The sequence below is a fragment of the Rathayibacter sp. PhB1 genome, from assembly GCF_004362935.1.
Lineage (GTDB): Bacteria > Actinomycetota > Actinomycetes > Actinomycetales > Microbacteriaceae > Rathayibacter > Rathayibacter festucae.
Genome location: NZ_SNYD01000003.1, coordinates 154,082 through 166,574 on the forward strand (window position 1 = coordinate 154,082; position 12,493 = coordinate 166,574).

A 12,493-nucleotide genomic window follows, 5' to 3' on the forward strand; every position below is an offset into this window, starting at 1 on the left:
CCCTCCCGGTTCCGTGCGGGAGGCTCGAACGCCTCCATCGATGTCTTGAATTGTCTTATGTCGGTGGCTGATGGTTCACTCAGTCATCATCGAGTCGGATGAGCAGTGCTGCTTCGCTGAGGGGAACGATCGTGCACCACGAAGACGTGACGGACTTGCGCGGATACGTGCTGGAGCTACAGGCGACGGCGATCGACACGTACCGTCGCAACCGGGATCTGCTGGAGGAACACGTCCGGCAGGAGGACAGCTATCGCTTCGGTGGGTACGGCACGCGCCAAGTGAGCGAGCTCCTCCAGAACGCTGCCGATGCCATGGGCACTGATGCGGGGCGGGTCGAGTTCCGAGTCGCCGACAGGGCGCTCTACTGTGCCAACGAGGGGGCTCCGTTCAATCGTGACGGCGTACGCGCGGTTTCGATGGCCTTTCTCAGCGAAAAGCGCGGCGAACAGATCGGCCGATTCGGTCTGGGATTCAAGTCGCTCCTCGGGATCACGAACAACCCGCAGATCCACAGCCGTGACGCGTCGTTCCAGTTCAACGGAGACGACGTCGCCGTGCTCTTCGAAGGGATGGAGTCGCAATCCGGTCGTCTGCCCGTGATGCGCGTCCCGACGCCGGTCGACACCGATGCGGCTCAGGCCGACGATCCGCATCTGGCCGAGCTGCTCGGCTGGGCCTCGACCGTGATCAAAGTGCCGCTGGTCTCCGGCGGCACCAGGATCAGGGACGAGCTGCGCGGCTTGAACACCGAATTACTCCTCTTCATGCGTTCGATCCGCGAACTCGTCGTATCCCTGCAGAATGCGGACGGCTCGTTGAACACGATGAAGCACACGCGAGACGACGCCGCGGATCGAGGCGAGGTCCGTCTGATGGGGCCCGACGGCAAGAAGGTCCGCTGGCTTCTGGCCGAGAGGCGGTTCGAACCCTCGTCGGAGACACTCGCGACGCTGCCCGACACAGCCAGAAGAAACGCCATGACGGTCTCTTACGCCGTGCCACCCGGCACACGCGCCGCCCTAGGACAGTTCTGGGCGTGGTTCCCTCTCAGCGATCGCACGACAGCCAGCGGCATCTTCAATGCGCCCTGGCAGGTCAATGACGATCGAACGACGATGCTCGCCGGGAGCCGGCTGAACGGGGAGATGCTCGACGTCTGCGCCGAGCTCTTCCTCGACGTGGCGATCCGGTCGTCGGACTCGAAGGATCCGGCCGCTCACCTCGACCTTTTCCCCGGACGTGGACGGGAGATCCGCGGTCCCGGCGATCACCGGCTCTCCGAAGCGATCCCTCGACTCGCGAGGTCCCGCGAGATCATTCCGGACGCGTCCGGGGTCCTGAGGACACCGGGTGAGTTCTCGAACTATCCCGAAGCCGCCGACGAGGACGACGGACGTGCCGCACCTGCGACGGAGCAGATCGTCGCGCTCTGGCAGGAGCAGGTGGCTCGGATCGATACGCCGCACGCGGGGTGCTATCGGACACGTACCCGCTCCTCGCGGCTCCGGACATTGACGAGAGAGACGGGCGAACGTACGGGCGGTGAAGTCCGTCTCGACAGATGGCTGGAGGAGCTCGCCGCGGTCGGAACACCGGCAGCGCTCGTCGCCTGTCTCGAGATCGTCGCGGCGCTCAAACGCACTCGTGGCGACGATGCAGTGCGGCACGCCTCGATCGTTCCCACCAGCGCGGGCCGACTCTCCATCGAACAGGCGGTCGCAACGGCTCTGCTTCCTGTCGACGGGTTCGAGTCGCCGGAGGGGATCCCGTTCGTCGATCCCCGATTCGCGCGCGAGGACTCTGTTCGAGCACGGCTCGTCGAGCTGGGAATGAGGAGCGCTTCGGCCACGACCGCCCTGAAGGCCCTCGTCACTCGACTGAGCGATCGGTCGCCCGACAAGGACTGGAACATGTTCTGGTCTCTCATCGAACATGCTGACCGTGACGAGTCCACGAAGGTCATAGACACACTTCGGCTTCGGGCCTCGATCAAGGTCGCCTCGGAGACCGGAGAGCTCCGACGCGCTTCGGATCTCTTCGCGTCCTCGCCCTTCTCGGGTGTACCACCGGAGCGGCGAGCCGCAGCAGGCGGAGTTCCGATGAACACACTCGTCGCGGCGGGTTGTCTCCAGGCGACTCCGCGTCGCGCCGCCGCCGAGAACGACGGACTCTTCGCGGGGTACCGCACATGGCTCGTGTCCGAGTTCGTCCAAGCCTTCCGTACCGAGAGCCTGCGCCTGGACAGGGTGGAGCTGGAACAGCTCACCACGCTCGGTCCGCTGGACATCCTGCCCGGACTGGTGGACGCCCCGCGAGACGCCGCGACATGGACGCACGAGCTGGTAGGGCGAGGTGCGGAGGCGAGGCACCGCTACACCGCGGTCGCTGTCGGAGGCAAAAAGGCGTCCGCCGCCCACTTCTCCTTCGAACGTTGGGTGCTCAGCACCCACGGGCGGGTGAAGACTTCGAACGGGATCCGTCGCCCCGGTGATTTCGTCGGCGCAGGCCTCATGAGATTCGGTGCGTTCCTGCCGGTGGCGGACGCGAAGATGTCGGAGTTCTTCGAAGCTCCGGAGCAATTGGTCGACGTCGCTGATGCGCTGCTCCTCCGGTCGTTCTCGCCCGATGTCATCGAGCCGGGCTCCAAGCTCGATCAGCGTCAGTTGGTCGAATTTGTCGTCGCAGTCGCCGGCCGCTTGAAGTCCCGCCCCGCACGGATCCCCGCTTTCAGCCGAGGCTCGGTGACCTGGGTCCCGACCGGATCCGTCTTCGTCGCTCAGAGCGAGGACATCGCCGACCTGGACGAGCTCGAGATCGCCTGGTTGCCCGCGAACGTCCCCGGCGTCGAATCGCTCGCCGACAGATGGCGCCTGCAGGAGGCGCAAGTCGCCTTGGCGAAATCGATCGACATCGAGCCGGGGACCCCTCCGGAGCTCGTCGAGGACATGCACCCTTCACTCCGCTTCCGCTACGCGAAGCTCGAGAACGTCAAGGTCGCACGAAGCCCGAGGATCGTGCGGCGCCTCTCCGGGCCTCACGGGAGCACAGAGCAAAGGCTGCGACGTGCCTTATCAGACGATCGACTCACCATCTTCATCGATTCGGAGCTGGACAGTATCGACACTCTTCTCGAGATATTCAAGGGTGTAGGGCTCGGTCTGAGCGCGAACGACGCCGCGCGGGTTCTCCACGAGGACGAGAGCCTGCGGAAGACGGAGCTGGTGAACCTGTGTCGTGCGGCTGAGACGGACTCCCAGCGCCTTCTTCTCCTGGCCGGAGTGAAGGCCCTGCGCGAAGAGCTTCCGAAGGGGCTCCTGGAGGTCGTCGAAGAACGTCAAGGCGAACAGCCGGATGTCCGCGTCGCCGAGATCTTCCTCGAGATACACGGAGACGATGCACTCTGGGTTCTCCGCAAGCGACTCGACGATCTGGACGGCGTCCCCAAGACCTGGGCCGGCACCGACGCGGCTCGCGGATTCGTCGAGAATCTCGGCTTTCCGATCGCCTTCGCAGGCTCGCAGCAGGTTTCGAAGCCGAGGTCGGTCCAGATCCAGGGAAAGATCGAGCTCTCCGGACTGCACGACTTCCAGGAAGACCTGGCTGCTCAGATCCGCGAGCTCGTCATGGCGCCAGGAGTACCGCAGCGGGCCCTCCTGACGCTGCCGACAGGCGCAGGCAAGACCCGAGTGAGCGTCGAAGCGGTCATCCGGATGATCTTGGCCGGCGAGCTCAGCGGCCCGATCTTATGGATCGCGCAGTCCGAAGAGCTGTGCGAGCAGGCGATTCAGACCTGGACCGACGTCTGGAGAGCTCTCGGCGATGCTCGCGTCCTCGAGATCAGCCGCTTCTGGGGTGATTACGCGGTCGAGGAGGCCGATGCGGACTTCCAACTGGTCGTGGCGATCGACGACAAGGTGAGTAGTCAGATCAGTAGGTCGGCGTCTCGACTGCAGTGGCTCTCGGATCCCTCTCTCGTCGTCATCGACGAGGCCCATACGGCTACCTCCAAAACATATACGGAGATCCTCTCCTGGCTCGGACTCACCGCGTCGCAGACCTCGCGCACGCTCCTCGGTCTCACAGCGACGGCGTTCAAGGGCCGGGGTGTAGAGAACAACAGGACCTTGGCTCAGCGCTTCGGCGAACGTCGTCTCGAAGCGTTCCCCGCCGAAACCGCCGTCAGCGAACTGCGCTCCCGTGGCGTCCTCTCCGACATCGATCATCGGGTGCTCGCCGGGGGCGACTACGAGGCGACGGATCAGGAGCTCGCCGATCTCAAGAAGCTGAAGGAGGTCAACCGCTCCCTCCTGGAACGGATCGGCGCCGACCTCGAGCGGACGCAGCTGCTGCTCGACGACCTTCTCGCTCAGCCCACGGATTGGCCGATACTCGTGTTCACGCCTTCAGTGGCGTCCGCACACACGATGGCTGCACTACTTCGCCTCGAAGGTCGCTCGGCGGAATCGGTGGACGGGGGGATGCGACGACCTGCGCGACGTGCGGCCGTCGAACGGTTCAAGTCCGGTGAGGCTCAGTTCCTCATCAACTGCGACCTGCTCACCCAGGGCTTCGACGCTCCGACAGTGCGAGCGCTCTACATCGCGCGCCCGACCTTCAGCCCCAACCGGTACATCCAGATGGTCGGCCGTGGCCTTCGTGGCCACAAGAACGGCGGAACGGACATCTGCACGATCGTGAACGTCGCTGACACCTTCGATCAGTTCGGCATCGACCTTGCTTATACGGAATTCGATTACCTGTGGGAGGACCGGTCATGACTGCAGCGCAGACGCAGCCGACGATGGAGCAGAGCCGCAACGCCGTGGTGGATCGGCTTCGGGCGGCATGGCTGGGCCCGGCGGGTGGAGCCGTCGAGCTGCTCGACCAGGATCCCGTCTACGCCTACCTCGTCGGAACGCTTTATCCCACGGAGAAGCGCACCGGCCGCACCGGCCTTGCGGTCTCCACCGATGAGGATGCCGTCGTCCGATCGGACCTCCTCCCGGACGAGGAGACGGGGGGTGACTCCGGCATGGACGACGAGGAAGCCGACGACGGTCTCGATCTCACCAGTGCCTTCGGGTGGGCTCCCAGCACCATGGGTATGTCCTTCCTTCACGACGGCGGATCGATCGCCGTCCGGGTCGAAGCGGCGCTGTATTCGGTCGAGGGCGACGGTTGGCGCCGCTCCCCGTTGTCGCCGGCAGTCGTGTCCGTACCTTCGAACGATCCCGCCGGCTCCGCAGACGTCTTCAACGGTCGGGCTCGCGTCGATTGGCGCAATCGCCGATTCGCGGGCTTGACCCTCACGACCGTCTCCCTCGCGAACGCTCGAGAGGTGGAGGAGGGCGAGGCGAAGTCTGCGAGCGCTGACTGCCTGTTCCAGGCGGCTTTCAGCTGCGAGATCGCAGGAGGCGATCTCCATCCGTACCCTGAAGCCGTCTCCTTCACTCGCGATCCTGAGGAGGACGAGCTGCGTCTGCGCTACCGCGGCCGGCGAACCTACGGCGTCGGACACGGTGTCTCCGTCGAATGGGACGAGTCAGGGAGCAGCCCCACTGGTCTCCGTTCGGTCACTGTTCCGGTGAAGACGGTACCTGCCATCAAGGCACGAGAATCGTCCGACACCTTTCTCCGACTGGGTGTCCTCGCAGACAGGGAAAATGCGCGTTCGACGATCGTCGAAGGCCTCCGCCGATTCGTCGACGAGTACTCCGCATGGGTGGAGGAGCGCAGGCAAGAGGCCGACACGCTGAACGATCGGCGTGCGGCCGCGTCGCTACTGAACAAGATGACTTCCGCTCACGAGCGCATGTCCGAGGGCGTCGCTCTCCTCGCCTCTGACGAAACGATCTTCGACGCGTTCCAGCTCGCGAACCGTGCGATGCGAGATCAGATGCTTCGCGGCCTACCCCCCGAGCCGGACAGAGAGCCCGCCTGGCGCCCCTTCCAGCTGGCGTTCATCCTTCTGAGCGTGTCCTCGACGACGAGCCCCGGGCATTCGGACCGGGATCTCGTCGACCTGATCTGGTTCCCGACGGGCGGCGGCAAGACCGAGGCCTACCTCGGGCTCGCCGCGCTCGAGATGATCCGCCGACGACTCGTCGAGCCCCTCCACGGAGGCGGTACGGCCGTGCTGACTCGCTACACGATGCGACTTCTGACAGCGCAACAGTTCCAACGCGCGGCTCGGCTGATCTGCGCTCTCGAGCTGATGAGACTCGACGAGCCTCAGCTCCGAGGCAGTGCGGCCTTCTCTGTCGGCCTCTGGGTGGGAAAGAACGCCACCCCGAACACTTTTGCGCAGGCGAAGGAGCGGTTGGCACAGCTGGTCGGCCAGCAGAGACCTCAGAACAACTTCCAGATCCGCGATTGTCCGTGGTGCGACACGCCACTCGTCCCGCAGGAACGCAGCTTCGATCCGAGCGCTTACGGTTTCGATGCCACGAACTCGTCCTTTCGGATCCACTGCACTCGGGCCGAGTGCCCTTTCGTCGAGCGCCTGCCTGTACAGGTCGTCGATGAAGCCATGTACGCCTTCCCACCGACGATGGTCGTCGGGACGGTCGACAAGTTCGCTCGTCTCTCACGTCTTTCGACCGCCGGGACACTCTTGGGCCTCGGGACGCAGAACCGTCCACCCAGCCTCGTGATCCAGGACGAGCTGCATCTCCTCTCCGGACCGCTCGGAACGGTCGTCGGTACTTACGAGGCTGCGATCTCCGCCATGCTCTCGTCCGGTGGACGGCCACCGAAGATCGTCGCGTCGTCTGCGACTGTTCGCGCTGCAGCTGAGCAGGTGCGCGGGATCTTCGCTCGTCCGCGAACGGCCGTCTTCCCTCCGAGCGGCTTGAACGCCGATGACAGCTTCTTCGCCGAGCCCGACCTGGAGCGCCCCGGCCGTACCTACGTCGGCATCATGCCGCAGGCCCACAGCCCGGCTTGGGCGCTCGGCCGTCTCGCCATCGAGGCAGGCCTGGCTCCCGATGCGCTAGGCCTCACCGGCGCGCAGAGAAGCGCGTATTGGACGCTCGTCCTGTACCACAACAGTCTTCGGGAGCTGGGGCGCACCGTCACCATCCTCCGCGACGACGTGAAGAGCGATCTCGACCGTCGTGCTGATCTGGAGTCGTCGGCGGTTCGAAGCTATGCCGTCGAGGAGTTGAACAGCAACGTGCGCGATTCGGAGCTGATCGAGCTCTTGAACAGGCTCGGCGAGGGACCCGACTCAGACGGCGTGATCGACGCACTTGCCGCTACGAACATTCTGTCCGTCGGTATCGACGTCGATCGGCTCGGGCTGATGCTGGTCAACGGACATCCCAAGTCGACCTCGGAGTACATTCAGGCGACCAGCCGCGTCGGGCGCGGAACCGTGCCGGGCATCGTCATCACCATGTTCCGCAGCCACAAACCCCGTGATCGATCCGTCTACGAAGGTTTCGGTCCGTACCACGACTCGTACTACCGCTTCGTCGAACCCGCGTCGGTGACACCCTGGTCGTTGCAGGCGCGGCACCGGTCGCTACGAGCCGCTTACGCGATGCTGGTGAGACAGCTCTCGCTGCGGCAGAACGAAGCGGCGCGCGAGTACGAGGTCGACTCCGCGGTGGCACAGCAGGCGTCCGCCCTGATCCTCGACCACATAGCCGTGGCCGATCCGCGAGAACTCGAAGAAGCCGGCCGGGAGCTCGCCGCCGCCGGCGTCGAGTGGGGTCGTCGTGCGGCGACTGCGCGCGAGAAGAACGCAGACCTTCTCTACGAGTCGGACGAGCCGGACGAGCGCCTGCTGAAGAACTTCGACGAATCAGGGATCGGCTGGGCTGCGATGAATTCGATGCGAACCGTCGATGCGGTCGTCCGCGTCAGAGCATGGGGAGAGAAGTGATGGCGATCAAGAGTGGGAAGAAGTGGTCGCCGAAAAGTGTGATCGAGGCGCGCACTCTGCGTCTCACCGAAACCATCGCGCCCTTCGGGCCCGGCGCCATCGTGGACATCCTCGGAGAATCTTTCATGGCGCCGACAGGCGAAGCCTGGCCGCCCCCGCACCAGCTCCCGGCGGTCGACTGCCCCCGCCTCGTCGAGAAGCTCGGGATCGACGGTCGAAAGGTCGAGGAACTGCGTTCCGCCCCGAGCTACGACGATCAGGAGAAGGACGGTCGGAGAGCTCTCGAGTTCACCCGGTTCCCCGCGTGGATGTTCTGTGATCGCTGCAGCCTGATGCACAGATGGAAGGTCACCGACAACACCAAGGCCGGTTCAGCACCGTCGTGTCCGGACTGCGACGGTCGGCTGGTACCGATGCGCTTCGTCCTGCTCTGCACGACCCGAGGTCATGCCGAAGACGTGCCTTGGGACCGTTGGTCTCACCGGCCGGCGGAGGTCTGCGCTAGCCCGAAGCTGAGATTCGTCACGAGCGGCAGGGGCGCCGGGCTCTCCGCGCTCCAGGTCGTATGCGACTGCGGCCGCAGTCGTTCACTCGGGGAGTTGAACAAGAACACGCTCGCGAGGGACGGCTTCAACTGCAGCGGGCGACAGCCGTGGGAGCGCGGCCGGGTCGAGACACGCTGCGCGGAACCGCTCGATGCTCAGCAGCGCGGCGCGACGAACGTCAGATTCGGGGACGTCGTTTCAGCGATCGACATACCGTGGGTCGCGTCCAGAGCGGAGACCGCGTCCGACTCGATCCAATCGCACCTCATGCACGATGCACTCCTCGCGGCTCAGGCACCGCTCAAGATCAACCAGATCGCTCAGTTCATCGCAGACGACCTCGACGTCTCCGTCGAGACGGTCCTCGCGGCTCGGACGGGCACCACTGCGTTCGACCATGCACGAATCAGCCGCAGCATCCTCGACGAAGAATTCGAGGCGTTCAACGCGGCACGCCAAGGATCGGCTTCGACGTCGGACTTCGTGACACGCATCGATGAGATAACAGGGGCAGGCGAGGTCGGCGAGGTCTTGACGAGAACGTTCGACGGTGTTGTCATCGTCGATCGTCTCCGCGAGGTCCGCGCGTCGATCGGGTTCCGGCGCTACAAGCCCGATGCGGCCCTCGTACCCTCCGTGCCCCGGTCGGAGATCTTCAAGAGCTGGCTGCCGGCGGTCGAGAACTACGGAGAAGGCGTCTTCATCCGTTTCGAGTCCGCGCCCATCGACGAGTGGGCGGGCCGCCGATCGAGCGCCGATCGCTACGGGATGCTCCAGCGGAACCGCGACGATTCGAATCTCCGGTCACGGCTCGCCGCCGCCACACCGCAGTTCTTGATGTTGCACTCGTTCGCTCACGTCCTGATGGCTCGACTCGCCCACACTGCCGGATACACCGCCCCTGCCCTCCGGGAGCGGGTCTACGCCGCACAAGGCGACTACGGCGTCCTCGTTTACACGACCACCGGAGGTACTGCCGGCACGCTCGGGGGTCTCGCCCGAGAAGGCGAGCGCGATCGACTCCCGGAGTCGATCGTCAACGCCCTGACGTCCATGAGCTGGTGTGCCAACGATCCGGTGTGTGCCGAGTCCTCGCCACAGAGCATCGACGGTTTGAATCTTGCCGCATGCCACTCCTGCCTCATGGCGCCGGAGACATCATGCGAGTCGATGAACCTTCTTCTCGACCGGAACTCTCTCGTGGGTAAGAACGGGTTCTTCGAGCCACTCGTCACCGCAGCTCAGGCCGCAGCCATCGCCGGAGCCCGCTGACAGTAGATGTCCTTCAACCGCCTCTTCGCTTCGTTCTCGGCGAGCTCGGACCGGAGCGATCGGTTCTAGTCGACGATCTCGAAACCGAACGCCGTCCGGGACACGACGACGATCGAGAGACTTCTGACGAGTCTCTGGAGGTCGTCGGAGAGCCGGCCGGGCAGCAGGACGACCGGAATCGCGTCGAGGTCGTGCTCCGCCGCGACCATCACGTAGTCGAGTACCTGACCGATCGCCATCCTGACGTGCGACCGAGCAGTCGACTTCTTCGCCTCGACGATCCATCGGCGCGAAGGTACGAAGAGGTCTGGCTGTATCTGAATGGGACCGACTCGCAACTTCAGCCCCTGAGGTGGGGTTCCCTGCGCAACGAGCCACTGGCCGAACGCGTACTGCAACTCGAACTCGAGTCGCGATGCCGTTCGCAGCTCATCGGACGCCGGACCTGGCAACGACAATTCGCTGAAGTCGGGTTCACGCCATTCGAACATCTCCAAACCCGGGAGGGTCTCGTTCCTCGGTGCAGCCAGTCCGAGGTCCGCGTCGACAGGCAACAAGGAGAAGATGAGCGCTTGCCTTCGGGCCCCTGTCGCGTCCGGGACCTCGAGTGAAGTGAAGGGAGGCGAATCAGGCACGAAGGTGCCGACGAACGTGACGGTAGTGCCGTCGACTGTGAAGAGTCGTACGGGAATGCCGTTCTTCTCGGCGTCACGAAGCGCGCGATTGGCGTGATTGAGGTCCTGGTGTCCCTTCGGTCCTTCGCCTGTGTACAGAAAGCCGCCCTCGGGAGTCGGCCCTTCATAGGCGTCATAGCCGTACTTGGGCCCCTGAACCGGATCGGAGAAGACGAAGATGTTCTGGCGATTCGCCGGAGTGGAGATCCCCCTCTGCCAGTCCCCACCGAAGCGCGCGTGAAGTTCCCGTCGGAGCAGTTTGTCGCCCGGAACGAGATCGAAGCCTTCGAAGTGGTGACGGACGGCATCGGCCTGCTCATCGCTGAGCTCCCACCGGTCATCTTCGACATCGACCAGTCCGAAGGACTGCCGCAGAAGATCACGGATCCGCTTCTCCGGTACGTCGAGTTCGAGTGAGAGTTCGAGCGGAGTGAAGGCGGGCATGCATCAGACACTATGAAGAGGCATAGCGAACCGTCGGTGAACATCGCTCGTGTCATCGACCAAAGCTTCGACCGATCGTTCGTTCGACTCGAAAGCGACTTCTACGCGGGCCCGTCCGCCGCCCGACCGCCGGCTTTGATTCGTCCTGCACCCTCGGCAGTTGCAGGCACCGTTCCGATACCGCGAGCGCCTGCACAGCCCGACCATTTGTGAAATGCCAGGTCAATCCGCTCCGCCGAGCCCCGAGCATGCCTAATGGTGGTGCCTCGCGGACCGCGAGCACAGCTGTTGATCATTGCAGTCATCGTCCGGCGACGATCACGATCCCTGAGGCGATCAGAAAAGCCACGACGGTGACCGCCGCTCCAGCGACCGGGATCCACCAGATACGGCGGGACCTGTCGGGGCGAAGGAGTGCGACCAGCGTCGCAAGGGCGGAGAGGCCCACTGCTCCAGGGACGATCCACATCGTCTCGCCGAGGACCGAGACGCCGTCCAGGCGGTTGTTCACCCGGTTCGCGTCGAAGGTCAGGTTCTCGATGAGGACGAAGACGAAAAGGAGCGCGCCGAGCACGAGCAGGAAGACGAGCAGGAGGATCGCGGTGACGCGGTCCTCGCCGGCCGACAGGCGGCGCCTACGGCGCCGACGCGGTGGCCGATCGAACGGGTCCGGGTCATCCCAGTCCGCGTCCGAGTCGAAGGCCATAGTGCCGCTCAGGCTAGCCGAGCAGGGCGCGCAGGCTCCGCGGGCGGCACAGCCCCGGCGCGCATCAGCACCCGACCAGCACGGCCTCCGCCGCTTCCCGGTCCTGCACCCCGATCCCCAGCCCGTACGCCCCCAGCACCCCCACGAACTGCTCCACGTACCCGCAGCGCAGCTCCGGGGCCGGCGGCAGCCACTCCCCCGGGCCGGCGTCGCTCTTGGACTGGTTCGTGTCGTCCGTGGCGGCGACGAGGTTCGCCGGGTCGTTCGCGAACAGCAGGCGCTGCTCGTCCGTCCACGCCCAGGCGCCGTGGTGCCAGGCCCAGTCGAGGGCGACGACGTGGTCGATCTGCACGAGGCGGGACGTGTCGCTCCCGGAGACGAAGGACACCGCGGTGCCGTCGTACGGGTCGACCAGGGTCCCGGAGAGGACCTTGCAGTCGCGGGTGCCCGGCTTGAAGACCGGGTCGAGCAGGTCGCGGCCGAGGATGTCGTTGCGGGTGTCGCAGCCGTTGCGGTCGACGTCCTTCCAGGACTCGCCGAAGAGGTCGCGGTCGTAGGGGACGTCGGCGCGGCCGTCGTCGACGGGGAGCGCGGCGAGGGTCGCCAGCGCGAGCGCGGCGGGGTCGGCGGAGTCCGCCGGCGGTGACGATGGCACGGACGCGGACGCGGTCGGCGCAGCTGTCGCGGTAACGGCGGACGGAGTGACCGTCGCGGCAGGGGTCGAAGCAGGAGCGGTCGACGCAGGACCAGCAGCGACTCCGGACGCAGACCCCGTACCGAGAACCCCAACCGTCTCCCCCACGCCCACCACCGCGAACGCGACCGCAGCCACACCGACCGCCGCGACGATCCACACCCACCACGGCGCCCGCCGCGCCCGCCGATACCGGGCCGGAGCCCCCGGCAGCCCAGCACCCCGCGAGAGCCCCGGAGCCCCCACCCGCCGCACCCCACCGGGCCG

At 65.4% G+C, this 12,493-nt stretch carries 6 protein-coding genes; 3 read left to right on the forward strand and 3 right to left on the reverse strand.

What is annotated here, in order from left to right; translation table 11 throughout:
- The first annotated feature begins 98 nt into the window (after positions 1-98).
- Genes EDF17_RS08580 through drmB form a run of 3 tightly spaced genes read left to right on the forward strand, consistent with a single transcriptional unit; the run spans position 99 to position 9,708 of the window.
- Positions 99-4,781: a DEAD/DEAH box helicase family protein gene (locus EDF17_RS08580; RefSeq protein ID WP_123446709.1), complete on the forward strand. Its 4,683-nt coding sequence runs from the start codon at positions 99-101 to the stop codon at positions 4,779-4,781.
- The gene (locus EDF17_RS08585; RefSeq protein WP_123446710.1) at positions 4,778-7,891 is read left to right on the forward strand and encodes a helicase-related protein; all 3,114 of its coding nucleotides are present in this window, start codon (positions 4,778-4,780) and stop codon (positions 7,889-7,891) included. The genes EDF17_RS08580 and EDF17_RS08585 overlap by 4 nt, the downstream gene beginning before the upstream one ends.
- Positions 7,891-9,708, forward strand: a complete 1,818-nt coding sequence (gene drmB / locus EDF17_RS08590) for a DrmB family protein (RefSeq protein WP_123446711.1) — start codon at positions 7,891-7,893, stop codon at positions 9,706-9,708. Before EDF17_RS08585 ends, drmB begins: the two co-directional genes overlap by 1 nt.
- Positions 9,709-9,773: 65 nt before the next feature.
- On the opposite strand, the gene EDF17_RS08595 is transcribed toward drmB, so the two are convergent.
- From EDF17_RS08595 to EDF17_RS08605, 3 genes are all read right to left on the reverse strand, one after another.
- Positions 9,774-10,826, reverse strand: a complete 1,053-nt coding sequence (locus tag EDF17_RS08595; protein ID WP_133671955.1) for a hypothetical protein — start codon at positions 10,824-10,826, stop codon at positions 9,774-9,776.
- Positions 10,827-11,127: 301 nt separating this feature from the next.
- A complete protein-coding gene (locus EDF17_RS08600; protein ID WP_123446713.1) occupies positions 11,128-11,532 on the reverse strand; it encodes a hypothetical protein in 405 nt (134 codons plus the stop codon).
- A 64-nt stretch (positions 11,533-11,596) separates the two neighbouring features.
- A complete protein-coding gene (locus EDF17_RS08605; protein ID WP_243732840.1) occupies positions 11,597-12,187 on the reverse strand; it encodes an HNH endonuclease family protein in 591 nt (196 codons plus the stop codon).
- Positions 12,188-12,493 lie beyond the last annotated feature (306 nt).